Origin of the sequence: Clostridium saccharoperbutylacetonicum N1-4(HMT) (assembly GCF_000340885.1) — a bacterium.
Taxonomy (GTDB): Bacteria; Bacillota; Clostridia; order Clostridiales; family Clostridiaceae; genus Clostridium; species Clostridium saccharoperbutylacetonicum.
Genome location: NC_020291.1, coordinates 3,205,151 through 3,231,088, shown reverse-complemented (window position 1 = coordinate 3,231,088; position 25,938 = coordinate 3,205,151). Strand labels below are relative to the sequence as shown.

Annotated in this window: 23 protein-coding genes and 1 riboswitch; of the genes, 4 read left to right on the top strand and 19 right to left on the bottom strand. The window is 29.3% G+C overall.

Going from position 1 to position 25,938, the window contains the following annotated elements; translation table 11 throughout:
* The first annotated feature begins 225 nt into the window (after nt 1-225).
* Nucleotides 226-1,269, top strand: a complete 1,044-nt coding sequence (locus CSPA_RS14410) for a galactose ABC transporter substrate-binding protein (protein WP_015393042.1) — start codon at nt 226-228, stop codon at nt 1,267-1,269.
* Nucleotides 1,270-1,521: 252 nt separating this feature from the next.
* On the opposite strand, the gene CSPA_RS14405 is transcribed toward CSPA_RS14410, so the two are convergent.
* From CSPA_RS14405 to CSPA_RS14360, 10 genes are all read right to left on the bottom strand, one after another.
* Entirely contained in the window at nt 1,522-2,568 is a 1,047-nt protein-coding gene (locus tag CSPA_RS14405) for a galactose ABC transporter substrate-binding protein (protein ID WP_015393041.1), read from the bottom strand.
* A gap of 59 nt (nt 2,569-2,627) precedes the next feature.
* Complete coding sequence (gene add, locus CSPA_RS14400; RefSeq protein ID WP_015393040.1) at nt 2,628-3,632, bottom strand: adenosine deaminase; 1,005 nt, start codon at nt 3,630-3,632, stop codon at nt 2,628-2,630.
* 62 nt (nt 3,633-3,694) lie between these two features.
* A riboswitch (purine riboswitch) is annotated at nt 3,695-3,794 on the bottom strand.
* A gap of 51 nt (nt 3,795-3,845) precedes the next feature.
* Nucleotides 3,846-4,757 carry an aldo/keto reductase gene (locus CSPA_RS14395; protein ID WP_015393039.1) on the bottom strand — a complete coding sequence of 304 codons (912 nt, stop codon included), beginning with the start codon at nt 4,755-4,757 and terminating at the stop codon, nt 3,846-3,848.
* A gap of 62 nt (nt 4,758-4,819) precedes the next feature.
* Nucleotides 4,820-6,070, bottom strand: a complete 1,251-nt coding sequence (locus tag CSPA_RS14390) for a sensor histidine kinase (RefSeq protein ID WP_015393038.1) — start codon at nt 6,068-6,070, stop codon at nt 4,820-4,822.
* Nucleotides 6,063-6,743 (bottom strand): response regulator transcription factor, encoded by a 681-nt coding sequence (locus tag CSPA_RS14385; protein ID WP_015393037.1) that lies wholly within the window; start codon nt 6,741-6,743, stop codon nt 6,063-6,065. Before CSPA_RS14385 ends, CSPA_RS14390 begins: the two co-directional genes overlap by 8 nt.
* A gap of 1 nt (nt 6,744) precedes the next feature.
* Entirely contained in the window at nt 6,745-7,290 is a 546-nt protein-coding gene (locus CSPA_RS14380; RefSeq protein ID WP_015393036.1) for a UBA domain-containing protein, read from the bottom strand.
* 109 nt (nt 7,291-7,399) lie between these two features.
* Complete coding sequence (locus CSPA_RS14375) at nt 7,400-7,930, bottom strand: DUF4342 domain-containing protein (protein ID WP_015393035.1); 531 nt, start codon at nt 7,928-7,930, stop codon at nt 7,400-7,402.
* A 195-nt stretch (nt 7,931-8,125) separates the two neighbouring features.
* Nucleotides 8,126-9,001, bottom strand: a complete 876-nt coding sequence (locus CSPA_RS14370) for an AraC family transcriptional regulator (RefSeq protein WP_015393034.1) — start codon at nt 8,999-9,001, stop codon at nt 8,126-8,128.
* A 130-nt stretch (nt 9,002-9,131) separates the two neighbouring features.
* Complete coding sequence (locus tag CSPA_RS14365; RefSeq protein WP_015393033.1) at nt 9,132-9,389, bottom strand: zinc ribbon domain-containing protein; 258 nt, start codon at nt 9,387-9,389, stop codon at nt 9,132-9,134.
* A 128-nt stretch (nt 9,390-9,517) separates the two neighbouring features.
* Nucleotides 9,518-10,918: an aldehyde dehydrogenase gene (locus tag CSPA_RS14360; protein WP_015393032.1), complete on the bottom strand. Its 1,401-nt coding sequence runs from the start codon at nt 10,916-10,918 to the stop codon at nt 9,518-9,520.
* Nucleotides 10,919-11,166: 248 nt separating this feature from the next.
* Here CSPA_RS14360 and CSPA_RS14355 point away from each other — a divergent pair, with 248 nt between their 5' ends.
* A complete protein-coding gene (locus tag CSPA_RS14355) occupies nt 11,167-11,391 on the top strand; it encodes a hypothetical protein (protein ID WP_015393031.1) in 225 nt (74 codons plus the stop codon).
* Between the two features lie 105 nt (nt 11,392-11,496).
* Here CSPA_RS14355 and CSPA_RS14350 read toward each other — a convergent pair whose 3' ends face one another.
* The 5 genes from CSPA_RS14350 to CSPA_RS14330 all read right to left on the bottom strand — a co-directional run bounded on the left by CSPA_RS14350 (nt 11,497) and on the right by CSPA_RS14330 (nt 19,067).
* Nucleotides 11,497-12,216, bottom strand: a complete 720-nt coding sequence (locus tag CSPA_RS14350) for an MEDS domain-containing protein (protein WP_042314704.1) — start codon at nt 12,214-12,216, stop codon at nt 11,497-11,499.
* Nucleotides 12,217-12,445: 229 nt separating this feature from the next.
* Entirely contained in the window at nt 12,446-12,847 is a 402-nt protein-coding gene (locus CSPA_RS14345; protein ID WP_015393029.1) for a bacteriohemerythrin, read from the bottom strand.
* A 448-nt stretch (nt 12,848-13,295) separates the two neighbouring features.
* Nucleotides 13,296-15,542, bottom strand: a complete 2,247-nt coding sequence (locus tag CSPA_RS14340) for an ATP-dependent helicase (RefSeq protein ID WP_015393028.1) — start codon at nt 15,540-15,542, stop codon at nt 13,296-13,298.
* 9 nt (nt 15,543-15,551) lie between these two features.
* Nucleotides 15,552-18,215, bottom strand: a complete 2,664-nt coding sequence (locus tag CSPA_RS14335; RefSeq protein ID WP_015393027.1) for a DEAD/DEAH box helicase — start codon at nt 18,213-18,215, stop codon at nt 15,552-15,554.
* A 96-nt stretch (nt 18,216-18,311) separates the two neighbouring features.
* Nucleotides 18,312-19,067: an alpha/beta hydrolase family protein gene (locus CSPA_RS14330; protein WP_015393026.1), complete on the bottom strand. Its 756-nt coding sequence runs from the start codon at nt 19,065-19,067 to the stop codon at nt 18,312-18,314.
* 269 nt (nt 19,068-19,336) lie between these two features.
* Here CSPA_RS14330 and CSPA_RS14325 point away from each other — a divergent pair, with 269 nt between their 5' ends.
* Together CSPA_RS14325 and CSPA_RS14320 are read left to right on the top strand one after the other, a co-directional pair.
* Nucleotides 19,337-19,801, top strand: coding sequence for a MarR family winged helix-turn-helix transcriptional regulator (locus tag CSPA_RS14325; RefSeq protein WP_241393397.1), 465 nt, complete (start codon nt 19,337-19,339; stop codon nt 19,799-19,801).
* Nucleotides 19,802-19,864: 63 nt separating this feature from the next.
* The gene (locus CSPA_RS14320) at nt 19,865-21,001 is read left to right on the top strand and encodes an alpha/beta hydrolase (protein ID WP_015393024.1); all 1,137 of its coding nucleotides are present in this window, start codon (nt 19,865-19,867) and stop codon (nt 20,999-21,001) included.
* 337 nt (nt 21,002-21,338) lie between these two features.
* Here the strand turns inward: CSPA_RS14320 and CSPA_RS14315 are convergent, their stop codons facing one another.
* From CSPA_RS14315 to CSPA_RS14300, 4 genes are all read right to left on the bottom strand, one after another.
* Nucleotides 21,339-22,811 carry an MFS transporter gene (locus CSPA_RS14315; protein ID WP_015393023.1) on the bottom strand — a complete coding sequence of 491 codons (1,473 nt, stop codon included), beginning with the start codon at nt 22,809-22,811 and terminating at the stop codon, nt 21,339-21,341.
* 195 nt (nt 22,812-23,006) lie between these two features.
* Complete coding sequence (locus tag CSPA_RS14310) at nt 23,007-23,393, bottom strand: MerR family transcriptional regulator (protein WP_015393022.1); 387 nt, start codon at nt 23,391-23,393, stop codon at nt 23,007-23,009.
* 56 nt (nt 23,394-23,449) lie between these two features.
* Complete coding sequence (locus CSPA_RS14305) at nt 23,450-24,331, bottom strand: iron-containing alcohol dehydrogenase (RefSeq protein WP_017810607.1); 882 nt, start codon at nt 24,329-24,331, stop codon at nt 23,450-23,452.
* Between the two features lie 149 nt (nt 24,332-24,480).
* Nucleotides 24,481-25,836: a putrescine aminotransferase gene (locus tag CSPA_RS14300; RefSeq protein WP_015393020.1), complete on the bottom strand. Its 1,356-nt coding sequence runs from the start codon at nt 25,834-25,836 to the stop codon at nt 24,481-24,483.
* Nucleotides 25,837-25,938 lie beyond the last annotated feature (102 nt).

Below are 25,938 nucleotides of genomic sequence, written 5' to 3'. Positions count from 1 at the left end.
TTCACTTATTAATTTATTGCAAAAACATTTATAATCTTCTCCATTATGCTCGACAATACATTCCAATACAAGAACTTCTGTTCGTTTTTTCTTATATTGTTAGTTTAACTTCAAACTTAGTATAGAATTCATATAATGTTATGTACCGCAACGAATAAATTCTATGAATTATAGAAAGTCTATAACTATACCTTTTAATAAAGTTAAAGCTTATGGAGGACTAAAATGAAAATATTTAAAGAAATTTCACTATTTATTGTAACTTTTATATTACTATTGCATAGTATTGAAAATAGTTCATATGCAAGCCCAAACATTCCTACTCAAAAAACAATTAAGGTAGGAGTCTTCTTAGTCGACCTTAGTAATGTGTTTAATTCTGATTTAAAAAAGAGCTTAGGAGAACTTCAAAAAGAAAGTGGAGATAAAATCCAATTCACTATTTTTGATGGAAAAGCAAATCAATCTGTTCAAAATGCAGATATTTCTAAAGAACTTAACTCAGGTTTTGATGTTTTTGTAGTGGCTCCTATCAGTTCCAATGAATACGAAGTCAGCGATGCTCTTAATAAAATAATTACAGCGAAACACCCATTAATTTTATTTTTCCCTACTACATCTTCATTAACAAACATTGTTAAATCTTATCCTGCATCTGTTATTATAGTTGGTGACACTGAACAAGGTGGAAATTTAGAAGGTGAACTCCTAGCTGATGAATGGAAGTCTCATAAGAACACTTTAGATAAAAATAAAGATAATACAATTCAATATATCATGTTAAAAGGTCCATCCAACAATCTCTTAACACTTGACAGAAGTAAGTATCCTATTAGTGCACTTAATAATGCTGGAATAAAAACTGAGGAGCTTTTCTCAACTTTTTGTAATTGGCAAAGAGATTGTGCAAAGACAGCAATTGAGTCAGAGTTCTTGACTTTTAATGGTAAAATCGAAGCAATAATTTCCAATAATGATAATATGGCCATAGGTGCAATTGAAGCACTTCAAAAGTATGGATTCAACAAAGGTGACAGTTCAAAATATATTCCTGTTGTTGGGCTTGGTGGTGCACCTGAAGCCAAGAAATTAATTGATCAAGGTTTTATGACAGGTACAGTTGTTCAAGACTCTAAACTTCATGCAAAGGCAATTTATGAGGTAGCAATCAATCTAGCATCTGGAAGAAGTCCTATTGATGACACTGATTATAAATTCGACGGAACAGGCATTACAATTAAAATACCTTATTATAATTATGCTAAATAATTGTAATATTTTAAAATATTATTTTTCATAAGTTCATACTTTAATGAACTTATTTTTTATTTGATTCTATGCACAATTCACATAAAGTGTACTTTGTTTATATTTCTTTATTTTCAAATAATAAAAATATGTATTTGTTATATTTTGAAATCTTAGATGTTGAAAGGCGAATAACGAAATACTAAAAAAAGCTACTGAAAAAATAAAAGTTCTATTGTTTTAGAATATTATTAAAAATTTTTTATATGAAAATTAACCTTTATATTCATGATATGGTAATCTAACTGCTACATCAGTATCATCAAAGGAATATGGTATCCCATCAAGTGGTTTTTTCTCCAAAACAAGATTCATTCCCATTTTATATATTACTTCAGCCATAATATGCGGATCCTGAATAACAGAACCTGTCATGATTTTTTCCTGAATTAACTTTCTGGCTTCTGGTGTAGCATCAACTCCTACTACAGGAATAGTAATCGTTTTGTCGCCTTTATTATATCCATTTTTCTGTAAGGTTTCGATAGCACCTATTGCCATTTCATCATTATTTGAAATTACTGCCTCTATTCTATTTCCAAATAGTAAATATATTTCTTCCATAGCCCTTCTTGCATTTTCTCTATTCCAATCACATACCTTAATAGCAAGTTCCTGAATTTCGATTCCAGCACTTTTAATTGTAGAAACAGAATATCTTGTTCTTTCAATTGCCTCAATATTACCTTCTTCCCCCATCAACATTACATATTGAAGCACATTATCACCATTTCTATCCATATTCTTATTTGAATTCCATTCATCTATTATAATTTTTCCTTGCATTTTCCCAGCTTCAGCTGCATTTGTTCCTACAAAATACGCTTTGCTATATGATTTAATTGCATTTATATCAACTGGCTCTCTATTAAATAAAATAACAGGTAAATTCTTAGCCTTAATTTTATTAATAGCCTCCATTGTTGTATTAGTATCTACTAAATTTAAAAATATGAGATCAGCATTTCCCCCTTCAAGTACTATATCAAGTTCATCATCTTGTTCTTTCTGATCATTTTTTCCATCATAAAATGAAAACTCAACTTGTCCTTGGTTATTTTTTTGTATTTCTTCAAAATTTTCACGAACTAAAGAAATATATGTATCTTTGAAATTATATAAAAATACCGCTATTTTAACTGGTTTTTCTCTAAATAAAACTCCTTCTGCCTTTACTTTAATATTAATAAATCCTACTATCATGGAAATAATGAAAAATACAATTGTAAAGATTGATAATAATCTTTTTGATATCTTCAATAAAACTCCCTACTTTCATATAACATAATAGTAGTATTATCATAAGATAATAGAAATATTTATTTGATTTGATATAAAAATTTTTTTAATTTCTCTTTAATTTTAAAATCAGCAAAACTTGCTTTGATAGCATTTAAATAAATATGTTTATAATCTTCACTGCTAATATTAAATTCCTTTGATACTATCTCAAATTCTTTTTTCATGTTAATATTAGAAACGCTTCTGTTATCTGTGTTTACTGTCACCTTAATCCCATCTTTATGAAAATTATATATTGGATGCTCACTAAAGTTTTTAACTGCTTTTGTTTGTACATTACTTGTTGGACACATTTCTAATACAATATTTTTATCCTTTACTATTTTATAAGCTTCCATATGATCTTTTATAAAGATGCCGTGTCCTATTCTTTCTGCTCCCAATAGTTCTACTGCATCTAATACATTTTTACCTATTCCAGTTTCACCTGCATGAATTGTAACTTTATATCCATATTTTCGTGCTAAACTTATTGGTTCCAGAAATTTTTCGCAAAAACCCTCTTCTTCATTTGCACATAAATCTACTGCTACTACACCCTTACCTAAAAACTTCCTTCCCTTTTCAATTACTTCCCTTGCAATATCTGCTGACATATTTCTCATACAAGATAATATTAAATTTCCATTTATCTCATATTTATCTTCTGCCTCACGAATTCCTTCTAATACACTTTGGATTATGTCTTCAATTTCCACCCCTTTCACTGTATGAAGAACTGGTGCAAACCTAACTTCCATGTATTTTACATTTTCCTTTGCTGCATCTTCAAAAAGTTCAAAAGTCACCCTTCTTAAACTTTCCTTTGATTGCATTACCATATTAGGAATCATAAAAGCCTTCAAATATTCATTAAGAGATGGACATTCAAGAGGAACAATTACTTGCTTCTTAATTTCATTTATATCAAAAGATGGAATATCAATATTTTCTTCCTTTGCTATAGATATTATTGTTTCAGGTCTAAGACTCCCATCTAGATGACAGTGTAAATCAATTTTTGGTAAATCAAAAAATTTCATGTTATTCTCCTTTTTGTATATTTATTCATAAAAAAATTCCTAATCACAAAGAAGACATATCATAATAGATATATCTTCTTCGTAATTAGGAATTAATGGTTCCTAGTAGAGACCTCCAAACCATATTATTGGAGTTATACGAAGCTACAATTAATTTTAATTATTAATTTATAAAATTGTACTAAACTTTTCTTTTAAAGTCAATGTAAATATTTATGGCAATTTGTTACCTGCTGAAAGATAAATTTCATACCATTCTTCTCTAGATAGGGTAACATTAGTAGCAGTACAAATATCTTTTAATCTGCTTTTATTTGTAGATCCAATTATAGGCTGAATTTTAGCTGGGTGTCTTAAAATCCATGCAATTGCTAGGGCAGAATTTGATACGCCCTTTTCTTTAGCAATTCTATCAAGTACCTTATTTAATTCAGGAAATTTATCATTATTTAAAAAAGTGCCTTGAAAAAAGCCATATTGGAATGGCGACCAAGCTTGAATAGTTATATCTTTTAAACGGCAATATTCTAAAATACTACCATCACGATCAATTGCTCTCTCATCTTGAGTATTTACATTTAGTCCTGAATCAATCATACCAGTATTAGTAATACTAAGCTGCATTTGATTAACTATAATCTTATGATTCGTATATTTTTGTAATAATTCTATCTGCATTGAATTATGATTACTTACACCAAAATTTTTAACCTTTCCACTACTATGTAATTTATCAAAAGCATAAGCAACTTCTTCTGGCTCCATAAGTGTATCTGGTCTATGAAGCAGCAACGTATCTACATAATCTGTATTTAAACGTTTTAAACTACCATCAACAGAAGTAAGAATATGTTCTGCTGAATAATCATAATATCCTTTTCTTATACTACATTTTGTTTGAATTTTGATTTTATCCCTTAGTGAAGAAGTCATTATTTCTCCAAAAAGTTCCTCACTTCTTCCACCACCATAAATATCAGCATGATCAAATAAGTCAATACCACATTCAATTGCAGTTTCTACTAATTGTTTAACTTCATCTGCTGAAAGGTTAGCAATTCTCATACATCCTAAAATTAATTCAGATGTTTTTAACCCACTTTTTCCTATATCAAGTTGTTTCATATTTCTTCCTCCAATGTTTTATTTGTTTTAATTTTAACATGCCTTAGTTAAAAATCATATATTTAATTTTTAGGTAAAAATATTGTTATTCTAGTTCCTATACCTTTCCTGCTTAATACAGAAAAATATCCTTTATGCCCATCTATAATCCATTTCGCTATAGACAATCCTAATCCAGTTCCACCATTCTTTCTAACTCTTGCTGTATCAGCTCTAAAAAATCGTTCAAATATATGCGGTATATCTTCTTCACCCATCCCTATACCATTATCCTGAACAGAAATGTAAGATTCTCCTTTTTCATTTTTTCCCGTTTTTAATGTTATAACTTCATTTTCTTCAGTATACTTAACAGCATTTTCAATTAATATTCTTACTGCCTGCTTAAGTAAGCCAAAGTCTCCATATACTATAATTTTTTCTGAATTATCATATCTATATACGTGCTTTTCATCTATCATTTTCGACTCTTCTAATACTTCATTAATCATATCATTTAGTAAAAATTCTTTATAGTCAATCTGCGTAGTACCATTAATTCCTCTAGCTAAAAATAGTAGCTGTTCAACTAAATTCTTCATATTTTCAGCTTCGCTTTTTATAGCAGCAATAGATTCATTTAATACACTTTCATCATTTTTTCCCCAACGATCCAACATATTCGCATAGCCTTGAATTACTGAAATAGGTGTCCTAAGTTCATGAGATGCATCAGAAACAAACCTAGCCTGCTGCCTATAGGAATCTCTCATTCTTTCCAAAAGATTATTTATAGCATCTTCCAATCCATGCAGCTCACTGTCTCCAGTATAAATTCTTTCATTTGAAGTTACTGAACTAATTTTAGAAATAGCTTCTTCAAGATTTTGAAATTTCTCTTCATCAAAATTCATATTGCTAAGTCTGCTTGCAGTTTTAGCCATTTCATCAAGAGGCTTTAGAGTTTTTCTTATCTTTATTGTTCCAAAAACAATTTCCTTTAATACAAATAGTCCTTCTATAATCCCTATAGCTCCAAGTACTCTTTGAACCATGTATAAAAAACTACTTGCATCTTTAACCATAACTTTGCCATTATCCCAAATCACAGTATAATTTGAATTTTCTAAAGGAAAAAAGTTAAATATTCTTCTGGCATTCATTATAAAGTTTCCATAATAGTTAATTTCATTATCTATACACCAATAAACAATAAGAAATACTATTAAAAATATATCTATCCATAAAAATTTAACAAATAATTTTCTCACAAAAATAGAATTAAGTTTTATTGCAATAGATGTTACATTCTTTGTTTTATTTTCCTTACTCATCTTTTATAACATACCCTACTCCACGCACTGTAGAAATTATCTTTATTTTGAAGATGTCATCTATTTTAGTTCTTAAATATCTTATGTAAACATCTATTACATTAGTTTCTCCAATAAAATCATAGCCACATACTTTTTCCATTAGTATATCTCTACTTAGTACTATATTCTTATTTTCCAATAAAATTTTTAATAACATAAATTCTCTGTTTGTTAATTCTATTTCTTTATTGTCATACATAACCTTATGCCTTATCTTATCAAGAGATAATAATCCACAGCTTATTATATCAGAATCTATTTTTTCACTGCCTCTTCGTCTCTTTAATGCTGTTCTTATTCTAGCCAATAACTCTTCTATTGCAAAAGGCTTTGTTATATAATCATCTGCACCTGCATCAAGTCCTGAAACCTTATCCATAACAGCATCTCTGGCAGTTAACATTATTACAGGCAGATCTGAAGCTTTTCTTATTCTACGTAATACTTCCAAGCCATTTATTTCTGGAATCATTATATCTAAAAGAATTAAATCGACTTGCCCATTTTCTGCAATTTCAAGACCAGTTCTTCCATTATCTGCTTTTAATATTTCATAGCCTTCATGTACTAACTCTAATTCTACAAATCTTGCCAGTTTTTCATCATCTTCAACAATTAAAATCTTAACCATCTTAATATCCTTTCTTAAATTTATCTTTTAACCTTTTCACATTTAATGATATAGCTTTGAGAACTTGATTGATTTTATTGATTTCTATTCTTTGTCCTGAAAGTGAAAAATCTATATCAAAGAAAAGACCTAATATATATAAAGGAATAAAAATCCAAAAAGCAAACACTACCAATACAAGAATTACTGTAATAGGAATTCTAAGAAAAGTTTTATTCTCTTTTCTTATTTCAAGAAAAATATTATTACAAGTATCAATTAACTTGCATACTTTTACAAAAAAACCTTCAAAATTATGCTCCCTCTTTTTCCAATTTTGTTTGTTTTCTTGCTGCTGTATATTAGTTATTTCGTTACGATTATAATTCCCTTTATTTTCATTGGTATAAAATATGCTACTAGAAGGTCTTTGGATCTTACCCTTCTCTTCTAAACATATAACTGCATCCAAAACATCCCAATTTGATATTTCAAGGGCAATTTTTGCATCTTCATAACTTATATTAGTTTCTTTCGTTAATCTTTCTATAAGCTTATGCTCTTCCATATTTATTCCTCCATATCTATCTTATAAATTATACCATTTTTCTTAAGCTTTTAATATAAATAAGAGGTTTCGAATAATCTCAAAACCTCTATTAGTTGAACACTTAATTCTATCCCTTATAACTTTCTTTAAAATCACTTTTTACATTATCAGCTGATTCAGACGCTTTGTATAAAACTTCATTAACCTTATCACTACAAATGTCTGGACCTGTTAAAGAATATTTATATCCTGTAAATAAACCAATTACTAATAATATTCCAACTGGCCAAAATGCAACTATCAATAATAGTGCCGATATAGTTAAAGATATCTTTATAGGTTTTTTATTTTCTTTTTTGATTTCAAAGTAGTTGTCATTACCTTTACTTATTACTTTACCTATAAACTTAAAGATTCTGCCAAAGATTTCACCAATACCTCCACTTTTCATCTTTTCCTTTTCCTCACTTTCTTTTTTATTTTCATTTTCTACTGTTATTATAGTATTTGTAGCATCATTTTCAATTTTGCCGTTTCTTTCTAAATAAATTATAGAATCTAAAAGATCCCAATCACATTGTATTAAAACTTTTTCTGCCTCTTCATAACTTATTTTAGCCTTTTCCATCAAAATTTTAATCATTTCATTTCTTTCCATATTAATCAACCTCCATATTTTTTGTTTATCTTGCTTATATAATACTTAGTAAAAATTAATCTAAAATATAAGAAAGATTAAAATTAGATTAAAATCTTATTATTTTATAATGCGTATTTTTCAAGAAATTTTTTATTTAACAAAACAAAAATCCTAATCACAATTAGTAATTAGGATTTTGCTATCATATTTTTTCTACTTTTTCTTAACTGGTATCCAAATTTCACTTTCATAATCAAACGAATTTGAGTTCCCTTTGGAATACCACTCAATATTCATTCCGGCTGCAATTTCATAATCAGGATTACCCGGAAGCCATTCTTTAAAGATTTGAGTATTTACAGATTGTAGTGCTCCTGGCATAGGGCCAGTACATTTGAACTTTGCCCATTCAAGTGTAGGAATTTCATATAATTTCATTCCTTCAGGTACATTAATTCCATTGTACTTTCCTGCAATCATATAATGAAATCCATTTTGCTTATCATCATCTTCAATGCAGATTCCAAACTCTCCAATAGAACATTCTTCAATGGCTTTTTGTTTATCTTCACTATCTTTTCCGTTTGTACAACTATCACAAAACTCACTCCAAAACTTTGGAATTTCTTGATAGGCTGCCTCATATGAGAAGTCCCTCTCATATCCTATCACTTTCATTTTATTCATCTTTTCCACTACATAATCCATATCATTTCCTCCTTTAATTGATACATTAATTTTAAGAGGTAAAAATGTTCGTATTTTTTTTGCATCTCCTTTTATTTGTTTTGGAGATACCCCCTGGAACCTGGAGAATGCTTTTGTAAAACTTTCTGGAGTGTCGTAACCATACTTGTATGCAAGTTCTATAATTTTTTCTTTATCTGCTAGAACATCTAATGCTGCCATATAAAGTCTTCGACATCTAATATACTCACCTATTGAGTATCCTGTCATAATCTTAAACCCTTTCTGTAAATAAAATGGCGACATATATACAGAATCAGCTACTTCATCTGCATTAATATTTTCCAACAAATGTTTTTCCATATACTTAATTGCAACTTTAAGTGCTCCAATCCATTCCATTAATTTCACCTCTCAATAATATTCTATATCTATGAAATTATTTAATCCTGTCATTTTCAGTTTTTTATTGTCTGTGTTAATTTCATAGTAATTATAAAATACTATAAAGAAATATAATTATTTAAGACCACTATTTCCAGCGCTCAAGAGTCGGAAATAAAGTTGTCATTTCTTTTCTTGCTTTCTCTTCCCCAATTTCCCTGCCTAAAATAGGAATAAGTAACTCGATCATTTCTTCCATCGATATATTACGATGGATAAACTCCCCATTTCTATAACAATTTGTACAATAGATACTTTTAGTTCCATCTTGTTCTATTCCTATAAAATGTTTATGCTCTTCATTAAACGGTAATCCACAACTTTGACACATTGTTACTTCGTGCATTTTTATCATTCCTTTCATTTGCGTAGAATGCTTAATATATAACAAGTTATTTATTCTTAATCTTACTTAATTATAACATAATTATAAATATCACAAGCGTCCATTTAAAATCAATCTAATTGAATCTATTATTTAAAAATTTTCTTAATAAGATTTAATTGCTTCTCAGTAAAAGCTGGATACTGAACCGAATTGCTTATTCCAGAATGTTTTTTTAATATTCCTTTTCTGTGTGAAAATGTTAGGAAACTATCCTTTCCATGATAAGAACCAATTCCTGAGTTACCAACACCCCCAAATGGAAGATATGGGTTTGCAACATGAGAGATTGTATCATTTATAGATACATTTCCAGCACTTATCTCTTTTATAACTTTACTTTCATCTACTTTATTTTTAGTAAACAAATAAAGTGCCAAAGGTTTAGGCAACTTTCTAATCGCCTTTATAACTAAATCTATATCTCTAAATGTCATAATTGGTAGCACAGGCCCAAATATTTCTTCATTCATAGTCGCTGCTTGCCATGAAAATATTTCTATTAACGTTGGTTCGATGTACTTTTGTTCTTCTAGACAATTTCCTCCAAATACGATTCCCTCTTTATCTCTCTCAATCATTGCTTTAATCCGTTTAAAATGTTTTTCATTAATAATTCTTCCAAATGATTCGCTCTTTTCAATATTCTCTCCAAAATATTTATTAAGGGCCTTCTTCATTTCTTTAATAAGTTCATCTTTTACCTTTTCATGTACTAATACATAATCTGGTGCCACACAGGTTTGGCCTGCATTAATTGTCTTTCCCCAGATAATTCTTTTTGCAGCCTGTTCTATATTTGCACTTTCAGTTACAATAACTGGGCTTTTCCCTCCTAGTTCTAAAGTAACTGGGATTAAACTTTTCGCGGCTGCCTCCATAACTATTTTTCCCACAGCAGTGCTTCCTGTAAAAAAGATGTAATCAAATTTTCCATTTATTAATGATATATTTGTTTCTATTGCTCCTTCCACACATACTATATAATTTTTGCAGAATGTCTCATTAAAAAGTTTTTTGACAACCATTGAAATATTAGGTGCCATTTCAGACGCTTTTATAATTGCTGTATTTCCAGCAGCTATTGCACCTACTAACGGTTCAATAAGTAATTGAAACGGATAATTATATGGTCCTATTATAAGTACTATTCCATATGGCTCATTGACAATATAGCTCTTTGCAGGCATTAAGTAAATTGGAGTCTTTCTTTTTTCTGGCTTAGCCCATTTCTTCAAATTTTTTATTGCAAATTCTATACTGTGATAACAAAATCCAATTTCAGTCATATAGGCTTCATTCTTATGCTTACCAAGATCTTTATAAAGTGCTTCTGAAATTTCGTCTTCATATTTTTTTATTCCAGCTTTTAAAATCTTTAATTGCTCAATTCTGAATTTAATATCCTTTGTAATATGTGTATCGAAATATTTCTTTTGTATTTCAATAAGCATTTCCACATCTTTTTGACTTATTTCCCTGCTACTCATAAGATTTCTCCTTTCATCTCTTTATAATTTATTAATTATAATTAATTAATAAACACACTCTAAATTATAAAACTATTACCTATAATTTATTCACTAATTAATTCTATTTTTGAAAATAATATCATATTAATAAAAATTATGTAACCACATAAGACAATTTGTATTACGATTATATTTGAAAACAATTACAAATATATATTACAATATATTTACAGATAAAGTAAAAATGAATAGGAAGAGGTGTTATTATGACTAATTATAATTTATTTAGACTAAGAAATAAAATCTCATTAAGAAAGTTCTTGCTAAATCTTTTGTTATTTAGCTTATGCCCAACCAATAAATTTATAGTTTCTTTATCTCAAAATTTGGACAAGTATATTGTTGCTTATCAAAATGAATTACTTTTATATAATTGTTCAACAGTAATTAATGAAGTACCACCCAATCATATTTCACTTATAAATTATTAGCTAGAATTTTTGCAATTAAAAATAGGTATTCGGATTTATTTTCTTAATAATCCATAATACCTATTTCCATTTTAATATTAAGCTATTTTTTCAAGAAATCCTTAATTATATAATTCTTCCACTCACTCGTTCCACACTAAAACTTTTATCACTTAAAAACTTCAAGTATTTTTCCATTTCCCCAGGTATTGCCATTTTCATTCTATGCATACTTTCATAAGCATCATATATAAATAAAATATTTAAATTTATATTTTTTATGTATTCATGAATTTTATTATTTAAATCAAAATAGTTTTTCTGAGTTGTGGAATTTCTTATATATAGAGGATCAACTATCCAACTAATCCCATTATATTTCTTATCATCATGGTGAAAAAAATCTCTTACTTCTTTTTCTAGGTTAACATGCTTTAAATCTTTATTTTCTAATGTTACCTCTTGTAATGATTTAAATTTCACATTATCAATGGCAACCCTATTAATTAATAAGATTTCTATTAATCTCTCATATACATTTTGTTCAGTACATATATATATAATCTTTTTATTTCTTATTTCATCCATTATATATAAATATAAATTAATAAACAAATGATTATTCCCGTAATAATATAAATTTTCATTTGAAACTTTTCCCTTTAAATAAGGCCTATCTTCTTCACAATATACACAATTATAAACCAAATCATCAAGAAATTCGCTTAATGAAATAACCTCATCATTTAATAAGTTATAATTTTTTTTGACCATTATACTATCTAATCGTTCCTTATATTCATCCAAATGGCAATTTAAACCACATCTTTTACATAAAACTCTCATATACTTCCCCCATTTATATTTACAATTCCCTATAAATACATCATTAAATAACATTCCCTTCCCTTGAATTCCCTAATTTATTTTTATTATTCCCATTTATTTCTCAACAAATAACTATTCAAAAAGATAACTTATATGTATTATAATAAGTTATCTTTTCATGAAAGAATAACTATCTAGAGAATTATGCCAGCCCTCTTTTGAATACATTTACAATTATAAAATTATATTATACACTCATTAGATATTTTCCTAAATCCATATCTAATTCTTTAATATGCTTTTTCCACCAGCCACACATGCTTTGTTGCAAATTAATAGCAAGCATTGCAGATACCCCTTGTTCTTCTAACTTCATTCTTAAATCCTTTAGCGCCATTTTAAATTCTTCATGTTCTTTATGTTGAATTTCAAATTTCGGATAATTATTTTTCCTTTGAAGTTCTTCTTCATCTGAAAAATGTCTATTGGCATATTCTTCTAAAAATTTCAACGTTCCCATAACCTCATTTTTTCCTTTACCTTCTTTCATTGCATCCATTAGGCTATTCATCCTGTTGAATAATTCCTTGTGTTGATTATCAATTTTATCGACACCAACTGCTAATTTACTGTCCCATAACATTTGCATAAAATCACACCTCTCATAGTATTTTTTACCCACCTTAATTTTACTATTTTTTATCATAATTCTCACTTATTTTCATTTTACTCATTACTGCTTTTTTTTCTCTATTTTAATACTTTATTATTAATTTCAACATTTTACGATATCGCTTGTTGAGTTTTTTTGTAAAGTTTAGTAATAATATAAATTATGAAATGTTTTGCCAAAATATTTGTTGTATTTTATAATTAATTTAACCCTAATTTTTAATTCTGTAATTTTTTTAATGACTTATTCCCCCGAGTAAGTCATTCTTTTTGTCTAAAAAACAATATTTTTCTCTACAATCTTTTTATATTGATAAAAATAATTATTTAGAACATATCAACTTTGGCTGAAATCCACTGATTAATGCTTAGTTATAATCATAATAAAATTATATACAAAATAGTCTCCCATATTTAAATAATATCTATAGAAAGTCGAATTCACTAAAAGCTTTTATAAATTCCTTAATTCCATAATTTTCAAACTCTACTTCTATCATCATTTCATCTTCTTTTAAAACTTTTCCTGTTCCATATTTTTTGTGAGTCACCTGTTTAGATGACGCATCTCTTACTATTTCATTAACCACAGATTCCTCTTCATTAACTTTATCTGTTAAATATACCTCTCTATTTACTTTAACATCCATCAATGGCTCTTCATTTTCTGAAATAAGTATATTATCTTCTCGCTGGCCTTCAGTAAATAGTTTTTCTTCTTTTTGTTTTTTTAAAGCTATTATTTCTTCCTTATTTTCTTCACTCACTCTGCTTTTTTCAATTTCAGCATCATTATTCTTAATAATTTTTCTTGCCTCTATAATCTGTTTCTTAAGTTCTTGTAAATTTACACTTTCATTTTTAACTTCATCATTTTCTATAAGCTTTTCTGGAATCATACGAATATATCTGCTTTCTCCAGGTGCTACTTTTTTGTAATCTGGATTTGTATAATAAGAAAGTTCTAGATAATCTTTTGCTCTTGTAATCCCAACAAAAAACAATCTCATTTCCTCTTCTTCCTCAAAATCTCTAGTCTGTAGTGGAATTAGTCCATAATTTACCCCTGTAATAAACACATAAGAAAATTCTAACCCCTTCGAAGCATGTAGCGTCATTAATTTAACCGAATCTGCTTCATTATTTATATCCTTTTTTAAGATATTCACGCCATATAATGCAGAAGAATTTATAAAATCTTTAAGACCAGATATAAATGGCATATGTTTTTCCTTAACATACTCTATAATAATATTTATAAGTGTGCAAATTGATTCTTTATCTTCAGTATAAGTAGATGATGTTGGTTTTATATATTTATCAAATTCAAAATAATTATAAAGCTGTTCTGAATCTTTAGGTTCAGAACAGGTATTAATGAATTCATGCATTTTAAAAAGTAACTCTGACCTTATTGTATTCTGTTCTTTAACTATTATCTTAGCAGTTTTTTCTGTCATTCTTTCACCATACTCTTTATCACTAAGAACATAAACTCCTGATGTAAAATCATTATTATTTACACAAAATCTAAATAATTTAATCACCCAATTTAAGACTGGAATATCTCGTATAGTTTTCTTTAAAGATACTTCATATGGAATATCATTTTTAAAGAATACGTCTTCGAAAGCTTGCGATTGTTCCTGTAATCTATAAAAAACTGCTATTTCCTTATATGAAACACCCGATTTATGTATTTCCTTGATTTTATCTGCAAGATAACATGCTTCATTAAAGGAATTGTATTGCTTTTTCACTTTTATCTTATTTCCAGCTTCTCTGGCTCCTATTAATTCATTTCCACTTTGCTGAAAATATCTTGCTGCACTTAAAATAAAACTGTTGGAGCGATAATTTATTGGAAGTGATAACTCTTTTGCATTATATTTATGCTTTAAAGTGTAAACCACATTTAAGGAGCTCCCTCTCCAAGTATAAATAACTTGATTTGGATCACCTACTGCAAATAATTTTGTATTTTCACCTTTTAGTTTATCTATAAAATCAAGCTGGATTTTATCACTATCTTGCACTTCATCTATTATAATCCACTTTGATGAAAGCTTATTATCTTCTAATAAAGTAGTGGCATTTTTCAATATATCTAAAAAGGACATCTTGTTTTGTTTTATCTTTTCTTCTTTTAACAAGTTGGCCAACTTAAATATATCATCATCATAAGGCGAAGTCTTTTCTTCTTCCTCTTCAATAGACATAGCCTTTTCTAATCGCTTTTTTAATCTATTTTTATATTTAATTTTAAGCTTTTCTTCCTGTATTATCTGCAGAGCAATATCTAACTCTTCCTCAGGCTCTATTACTAGAAAATCCTTTGTATATCCCATTTCTTCAATTGAAAATTTATTTTTAAGCAAATTAAGAGCAACACTATGAAAAGTTCCAAATCCCTCTAACTCTTCAGGCTTTATAGTACTATCAGAAACCAGTAACCTTTCTCTAATTTCATTTGCTGCTTTATTAGTAAAAGTTAGCACTATCATATCTTTGTAACTAATATTTTTTGCATAGTGAAGGTATATAATCTTTGAAATTAAGATTGTTGTTTTTCCACTTCCAACATTAGCATTTACAACACATGCATCACTTTCATCAAGGACTGCTTCTCTTTGGTATTCATTTAATCTTTCTAAATCTTTTTCATAATGCATGATGCCCTCCTATTCCACAAGATCTCTATATCTTCTTTGTAATTTATTTTTCACATTGTTTCTGTCTTCTTCTATTTTTTCAATTCTTACTCGCAACTCAATTCCTACTGGAGCATCGGTATTAAAGGAAATAATGTTTATTATGCTCTTTTTATTACTTTCTTCCATTACCCATTCTTTATAAAAAGTATTATTCAAAACTAGGATTAAAGTACGATTTTCTATTTCAACCACTGGAATTGTGCTCAAGAATTTTCCAAAGCTATCTCCATTTTCTTTAATATATTCACAGAATTCTTTCCATTTTTCTTGTAACTCTACAAATTTAAATGGCTTTCTAATGAAAGTTGATGGTGCATATTCTATTAACTTAATATCTTTAGGTGCTTCTATTTCTTCTAATAAATTCTTTAATCCCCATAGAACCATAGCCTTATTTAACTGATAATCCCCAATACAAGCAGCGCAGCCATTATCACATTTGCAGCCACTGACCATTTTAATTGCTTCTTTAATAATATCTGCAATTAAGTCAAATACTTTTTCTGCATATCCAAGACCACCTACATATTTATCATAAACAAACATGTATACTTCTCTATCATAATTTTCACGTATTTCTACTGCATTATTAGACATTGTAACTCCAATATCCTCTTGCTCTGTCATAGTAGCCATCATTGTTGCATTTTTTATAGCAAAACACACACCTTCAAAATGATTATTTCTTATAATCATTCCATTTTGACTTTCTTGAAGCAGTCTTCTATATACATTGACAACATTTTCAGGAATTTTTATCCAGGTGCTTTCTGTATCAAAATCCTTTGATAAAGGTTTATCTAACTGCTCAAAACCTAAATTTTGATGATTATGAAATTGAAGCTTTTTATACATATAAACTATATCATCAACATTTACATCTCCAAAGGTAACTTTAGTTCTCTCATAATCTACATCCTTGCTGCCTTGAATTATTCTGATATTTGTAATACCTCCTGGCATAGTATAATAATTGCCATTAAAAGGAATTGCAAAAGCAGTTCTACTTTCTAAATCAAGTTTTACCACCTGATATTGAACACTATCATGCATGTAGATTGCGCCATTATGAACTTCGCGGAAGGCCTGCATTTCATCCATTTCAGTAATTTCTTTATTATTTTCTTTATTGATAAGTTTATATCTTTTTTTATCTATATTCCTTAAACTAAAATCTCCTGCTGGAAATGAGTTTCCACACCATGCAAATTTTCCACTTTGATTAGCTAATTCACTTGCTCTAATTAAAACAGGAATAGTCTCTCCAAGATCAGGAAAGACATCTATATCATCTAAGGTCAATGGTATTTCTGCAGCTGCAGCACGTATATGAGCAAGCTCTATTAATAAGTTATTCTTATCAATAACTGCATTTTCACTTCCTCCTTCAAAGAGCCAGTCAGGATTTATTGCTATATATTGATCAAAAGGCAGATTATCAAAAATCAGATAATTTGTACTTTCCATTCCACTTCTACCAGCTCTTCCGCTTTGCTGCCAAAAGGATGCCCTAGTTCCTGGATATCCAACAATAACTGTAGTGTCAATCTTTCCTATATCTATTCCAAGTTCTAAGGCATTTGTTGATACAAGTCCTCTTAAAACTCCTGTAATCATTTTATTTTCAATTTCTTTACGTTCTAGTGGAGTATAGCCTCCCCTATATCCAGATATTTTATCTTTTAAAGATCCACCAAAAAAAACTTCTGTTTCTAGCTTATCTCTTGCTTCCTTTAAGATTACTTCCACATTCCTTCTTGATTTAGCAAAGGCAATAAAACTATTATCATTTTCCACTAAATCAGGTATTAACTCAGCAGCAACTGAAGTTGATTGCAACTGTCCATAATATTTTTTATCATTGCCCATAATCTTAGGTGGTTGGACAAGCTTGAAATTTTTCTTTGGAGCTGGAGAGCCATCTTTATGAACCTCAATAAATTTCTGTCCACAGATTTCTTCTGCAAGTTCAACTGGATTTGCTATTGTTGCCGAACTACATAAATACTTCGGTACTGAATTATAATACCTGCATACTCTTCCAAGTCTTCTAAATACATTAGCAAGATGTGATCCAAAGGCTCCTCTATACGTGTGCAGTTCATCAATTACTACATATTTTAAGTTAGAAAATATAAATTCAAAACCAAATTTACTATGATTCGGTAAAAATGCAGCATTAATCATTTCTGGATTAGTTAAAATTATATTTGCATTTTTTCTAATTCTGCTTCGTTCATTTACAGGCGTATCTCCATCGTAGACTCCTGCCGAAATTCTATTAGCTCCGAAATATTCTAAGTATGGCAGTATTGCACGGTATTGATCACTTGCAAGTGCTTTTGTAGGATATATAAAAATTGCTCTTGCTAGAGGATTTGATAAAATTTCTTGAATAACTGGCAGCAAAAAACTTAGAGTCTTTCCACTAGCTGTAGATGTAGTTATTACAATATTATTCCCCTCATCTGCTTTTTCAAACATTTCAGCTTGGTGACAATATAACTTTTCAATGCCTTTTTGAGAAAGGTAAGTGCATAATTCTTGTGATAAGTTACTTGGGTAATTCACATAAATTGCTTCTCTTTTAGGAATTGTTTTATTGTATATTATTAACTCATTTATATTCATAAGTATGGCTCCTATTCTACTAAATTACTTAATATTATATAATAAAGTATAACTAATTACAGCTTAGTTTGATATGTAAACTAAGCTGTACAAAAACTATTTTAATTTTTTCCCAATAAAATCTACTGCAATAGCTACAGCTTTATCCATATTATGCAAAAAGCTATGATCTTCTCCTTCAAGCAAATGTAATTCACTATCTGCATATACTTCGTGGTATTTTTTAGATGCATTACAACTAACCACACCATCTTCTGTTCCATGGATAAGACTTACAGGCCCATTATACTGCGATGATACTTCATATATTGGAAGATGTTGTGCTATTCTAAAGTATAGACTTCCTAAGCGTTTATTATCAAATTCAACATATTCTGGGATATGCTTAGTATTATATTCTACACCCATTAGCGTTCCTTTTATTGCATCATCCTTTAAAGTTGCAGCTGGCGCCATTTGCACAAGGCAAGTAATATCATCTAGATAATACCCTGCAACCATCCCAGCCACTACACCTCCTTGTGAATGTCCAAGGATACTAATACTTTCTGCAAAATCAAGCTTCTTTGCATAGCGTAAAATTTCCCTAGCATCCTCAACTTCACTCATAACTGTCATATCCTCAAATAATCCATCACTTTCCCCATGTCCATTGAAATCAAATCTTAAAGATGCAATACCATTTTTAAGTAATTCATCTGATATCTTAACAAGAAGAGGACACTGATAATCCGATGTAAAACCATGCATAATAATAACTAGTGGACATTTTTCTCCATCTTTAAGTTCTGGTTTTTCGATTATTCCTGCTAGATTTAATCCAGCTCTTTTAACTTTAATATACTCTGTCATACAATCACTCCTAAAAAAATCTACTCCATAGTACTCTTTATTATTAAAATAATTATTAACTTTATACAATAGATAAATATTTTTTTAACTTTATAATCAATTTATCTATATTTTACTCAAAACTTTATAGTATGACAAAATTACTAAATTATAAATAAATGTCTAACTTAAAAATATTAACATAAAAAATATATGACTTATAACTAACTATATTTTTCAGTATATAACTAGAAACTTGAATCAAAATATTCAAACTATTTTTTTGAAATATGGAGGTAAAAATGAATATTATAAAAGGAGCTTCTGTTTTATTATCCGCATCAATAGATGCATCACTGGATAGGATCTTATCAAAAAAACATCGTGAATCAAATGTTGATACTTTAACCGCTGCACAATCACGACTCTTGTTTTTACTTTGGCAAAAAGATCAAATATCTATAAAAGATATTACAAGAATTACTCATCTTCAAAAATCAACTTTAACAAGTACACTTTCTAAACTTGAAAAAGCTGATCATATTAAATTAATTCCATGTGAAACTGATAAACGTAAAACTATTGTTAAAGTTGTAAATCGAGATGAATTCCTTGTAAATTTAAACAAGAGTATTATAGATGAAGCTGGTGAAATATTTTATGATGGCTTTACTGATGATGAAGTAGTCTTGTATGAAAGTTTCCTAAAAAGGACTTTAGATAACTTGATCAAATTTCAATCTGAAGAAAAATAAGTTATAACAATATTGTTTAAAGTATCAAAACCATGGCTATTTACAAATATTAGGAGGAAAAATATGAATAAAAAAATTAAAATTATATCACTTACACTTTTACTAACAGCAACTTTTGCACTACCTTTATCTGGTTGCTCACAAAAAACAACTGCTGCAACGACTGCAACATCTTCATCTACAGATCAAACAAGCATAGCCCCTACATATAAAGACGTTGTTTTTGCTTCTGTTAATAATGATAATGGAGATAAAAAAGATTTAAAAATGAACATCTTTAAACCACAAGTTAAAACTGAAGCAACTCCTGTACTTGTATACATTCATGGTGGTGGTTGGGCTATGAGTGATTATCAAGGTGATGATGCACCTAAAGATTCAAATGCTCCAAAAGCCCCTGCACAAAATCAAGCAGGTCAACCTACTGGCCAAATGTCTGGTGATAATACATCTTCATACAAAATTTTTAAAAGTATATTAAATAACGGAATTGCTTTTGTGTCTATAGATTATCGTTTAAATTCAGAAGCTGCTTTTCCAGCACAAATCTATGATGTTAAAGGTGCTATAAGATATATACGTGCACATGCAAAAGAATATGGTCTTGATCCAGATAAAATTGCAGTATGCGGTACTTCTGCTGGTGCACATTTAGCTGCTGAGCTTGCTACTACTGGTGATATAAAAGAACTTGAAGGAGATGAGGGTGGTAACCTTGATTATTCAAGTAAAGTAATGGCTTGTGTTGATTTTTATGGTCCAACCGATTTATTAACAATGTCAAATGAAATGGATCCATTACTTCAATCTCATGTAGATGCTGTAGCAACACATGATTCTACAGATTCAAACGAATCTAAACTACTTGGATTTACTCAAAAAGGACAAGGTATAGGTGTTCTTAGAGAAATCAGAGATAAAAATGAAACTAATTCTCCTTATTGGGATAAAGTTAAGTTAGCTGAACTTGCTAGTCCTGTAAATAATGTAACTTCAGATGACCCACCAATGTTCATAGCACATGGAGGACATGATACTTTAGTACCAATTCAACAAAGTTTAAGACTTAGAGATGCGCTTATTAAAGCTGGTATTGAAAATATTTTTATGTCTAACTCTAAAGCTCCACATGGATATCAAGGCGAAGATGTAAACAAAGCTGCTTTAACTTGGGTAACAAATAAATTACTTGCTAAATAATACTTACTAATTATATTTAATGTTAATGGACATAAGTGATATGTTAAATAATATCTACATACATTTGTTTAAAATGATATTTACATAAATAACTTATGATATTTTTATTAAATTCCTAAAATAAAAGAACTAGCACAAATACTATTCTAAAATATCTGTAGCTAGTTCTTTTATTTACTTAATTGAGGATTTTAAATAATAATTTGAATCAATAATATTAATCTTCAATATATAGTATAGTTAATCAAATTATATCTACTATATATTGATAAAAATTAGTAAGTAACTTAATTATGAAATTTTCTCAATTAAGTAAGCAAATATTAATATAGAACATTTAAGCAACTTTCCTTTTTTGTATTTTTAATTGTAATCCAACATTAAAAACTAAAGCAACAATTAACAAAACTAGTGCAACTAACATTATATTATGTAATCCACCATACATAATCTGTTTCATAAGTGGTAATAAATTTTTTGGTAAATCACCTGATGTTTGTGAATCACTTAATTTATTTAGCATTTCAATAGTAACTTCTCCATGAGTTTCAGCAACACCTTTATTTAAAGCATTATTTAATATTACTCCATATATTGAAGACATAAAAGTTTGACTTAAAATACGTAATAAGTATGCAAACGATGTTGCAATTGGAATATCTCGTTTTTCTGCATCCTGCTGTACACTTATTTGTAAAATGTTAAAGCTCAAACCTAAACCAAAACCTTCAAAGGCTCCTGCTATTAATAACCCCCACATCGGTATTGTTATTCCAGCTAATACCATGATGCCAAATGAAATTATAAAAGCTAATGTTCCTAAAGCAATAGTGCGATATTTTCCTAATGCCGGCTGTATAGCTGGTCCAATTACTGACCCTCCAAAATTCGTAATAGAACCTGGAATTTGAGTCACTCCTCCAATCAAAGCACTTACTCCTAGTAATCCTTGTGCCCACATTGGTATGTAAATATTAAAAGCAACAAAAGCTCCCCATAAAAGAGCAAACAACATGAAATCAACTACTAATGGACCATTTTTAAAAAGTCTATTAGGAATTATAGGATCAGCTGCCTTTTCTTCAACTTTAAATAATATTATTAATAAAATTAGACCTACAATAAGTATGATACTAACAAAACTGATGGATGCTGTCTCTATCATTTGAATTCCTGTTAAAAGTGTAACTAAACTTATTACCATAATTCCAGCACCTAAATAATCAATTTTTTCACCTTTAGAAATTCTTTTACTCTCTTTAAAGAAAAACTGAACACTCACTATAGAGATTAATGCAATTGGTACATTAATATAAAATACCCAATGCCAACTGAAAGTATCAACTATCCACCCACCAATTAACGGACCAATAATAGCAGCTGCACTAAAACTTGCTGTAGCATATCCAATAACCTTTGCCCTCTTTCTTAAGTCTGTATATAAATCTGCATAAATGATAAATGGAATAGTATTCATTCCACCTGCTCCTATTCCCATTATAGTTCTTGCAATCAGGAAAAAGATAATATCACTTGATAATGCTTGAAATATTGAACCAATTGCAAACAATAAGGTGGCTATTTGATAAGTTTTTCTATTTCCAATCCTTTCTCCTAATTTACTCCAAAGAGGAGTTACTACGGCCATTCCCAATAAAAAGACCGCTACTATCCATCCCATGTATTGAATTCCATGTAAATCACTTATAATTGCAGGTAATGCCGTGTTTACAATTGTTCCATCTAAGCCAGCCATAGCATTTGATAGCAATAATGCTAGTGTTACAATAAAAATTCCCTTCTTATTCATATTTTAAAATTTCCTCCTAAACTATACTTTAATTATTAATAAATCTACATATCTATCCTATCACTTTGAATTAACTGCAAATTAATACAATTTTCTTCTTTAGCTGTAAAAATATAAACCTCCAACACTTTTTGCATACAAACAAAGTGTACAGAGGTTTTAATTTATAACTTAGCTATGCATGATATTAATAATCTAATTTTCTGGTTTCATTAGTATACTGTCTTTAGCAACTTCACCATTTTCATATCTCTCTATTTTATAATCTAAACGCTCTAAGGTTTTTTTCATATCTTCAATCTTTTGTACTAATTGAGCACGTTGGTCTTTTAATATTTCTTTTCTTGCATCAATTGTTTCATTTCCTTGTTGAAATAAAGTAACATATTCAATCAAAACTTCAATTGGGAGGCCAGCATTCCTCATACATTTTATAAATTCTACCCATCTCAAATCTTCCTCATTATAGTCTCTAATTCCACTTTTATTACGATTAACTTCTGGAATTAACCCTATACGTTCATAATAACGAAGGGTATCTTGAGTAAGTTCAAATTTTCTACTTACTTCAGCTATTGTCATGGAAATCACCTCCTTTTTTGATATTATAACATCTATAGTTCACTCCAAGTCAATAGTCAAAGTCTACTTATTTGTAATAATAATGTTTCTATATTATCAAAAGTCCACTCTCCATTTCCTCCCATTATTTTAGCTAATAACTCACTAATTCCCATAAAACCTTGATGAATAATTTCACTTTGAACCTCGTTACCATTTACATTTCCAAAAGCGATTCCAGCATAATTACTTGCTAAAAGAAATTCATCTAGTAAAGTATTAGTAGTATTTTCTCCATCAGCTATAATCTTTTTATATCCATTCAATATTATTTCAATAGCTGTCCTTGAAAACATCTTAGTGTATGTTGTAGCTTTATGTGATAAATGAGCATCTATAGCATTAGTAAGGGCTTTTTTCGAACTAGCAATAAAGGCTTCAAAAGGAAGGCTTTTCAACACTTCTGGAATTATAATAACACTATCTGCATATAATTCATCTGATTTTAAAACTGCTTTAAGATTTTGCGCCTTCAATTCTAAGCTCGAAACATTAGTAGCTTCACTTCCGCTGCCACAGGTTGTTGGAACTAATATGAGTTCTTTTTCCTTTATAATTTCTAATTTACGAAAATATAAATCCTGTACTGATGAAATGTGCTTTAAAGCAAATAACTTCCCGATATCTAAAATGGATCCACCTCCAATAGCTATCACTCGTTCATAAGCTATTCGCTTTATATGTTCATACATTCCTTCAACAATTTCATCCGATGCATTTCCATTCCCATAATTTTCTTTAAGCAAAACCGCTGCTTCCTTTATATTTGATTTTAAATAAATATCATAAATCCTCTTATGTGTAATTACTAAATCACCTTTTCCAATTCGAAATTCTCTACAAAAGCTTTCACAATTCTCATATTTATATATTACTGGAAATAATATAAATTGTTTCATATACATAACTCCTTCACATGGAAGAAAAGATGCTATATAAAAAATATATAACATCTCTCACCTAAAATTTATTCATATAAAAGAAAGAAATAACTCACTGAAAAGGGGAATTTTCAATTTTATGACTTATAACTTTCAAATAATATGCTTTATAAGTTAAATTCCTTTTTAGTATCTTCTAAAGCAGCATCCATTCTTTCTATAACCTTGTCCATATCTTCCTTTGTTATTACAGCCGCAGGCTCAAAGCGAATGCATTTTGCATTTACTAAAGTTCCAGCTGTCATAACGCCTCTCTTAAACATACCTTTTGCAACGTCATATCCAACTTCACTTTCACAAAATTCTACTGCTAGCATTAATCCCGTTCCTCTAACTTCATTAATTACTTCAGGATATTTCTTCCATAATCTTTCTAACCCTGCTTTTAAATATGCTCCTTTTTCTTTACATTGTCCTGGAACATTATTTTCCAACATATATTTTATAGTTGCAAGAGCAGCAGAACAGCATACAGGATTTCCTCCAAAGGTTGGAGAACCTAGCAGCCATGGATTATCAATTAATTCTTGTGTCCACATTTTTGGCCTGCAGATAATTCCTGTGATTGGCATAATCCCACCACCAAAAGCTTTACCAAAGGTCATAATATCAGGTACTACTCCTTCTGCTTCACATCTCCACATTGTCCCTGTTCTACCCATACCAGTTTGAATTTCATCAAAGATTAATGCTACCCCGTATTCATCACATATTTTTCTAACTTCTTTTAAATAGCCTTCAGGAGGAATAATTATTCCTGCCTCGCCTTGTATAGGCTCAACTATTACTGCCGCAACTTTTTCTCCTACTGCTACAAGATTTCTTATTACCTTTCTCATATCTTCAGCATTACCATATTCAACGTGTTGAACTTGTTGTACCATTGGTGTATAAGGGACTCTATAAGTACTCTTTCCCCCCATAGAAACAGCTCCCATAGATTTTCCATGAAAGGCTCCTACAGTTGAAACATACCATCTTCCACCAGTTGCAATTCTTGAAAGCTTTAACGCCATCTCTACTGCTTCTGCACCTCCATTTGTAAAGAAACAGTATTCTAAATCTCCAGGTGTAATATCTGCAACAGCTTTTGCAAGATACCCTCTTAAAGGATCTAGTAATTCTTGTGAATGTAATGCTTGGTGATCAAGTTGAGCCTTTACTACGTCAAGAATCTCATCATTTCTATGTCCGCAGGTGTAAATTCCAAATCCACCAAGACAATCTATAAACTCTTCTCCATATAATCCCGTACAATAAGCTCCTTTATCAGTCCACTCAACAACTGCTGCATTTGTTGATACAGATTTTCTATATTTCAGCCAGCCCGGACTTACATAATTATCAAAATAATTAACCGTGTCCTTTGTTATTTTTTCTTTTTCCTCATTTGTTAGTTCATCACTCTTAATATATCCTATTACCTTCTTTAAATCTTCAATAATTTGAGCTTTTTGTTCCATAATAAGTACTTCCTTTCTAAAATTAAAATGGCGTATTATGTTAGTGTTAAAACATTAATACGCCTTTGTATTTCCTATATTTCTCTTATTGATATTATTATA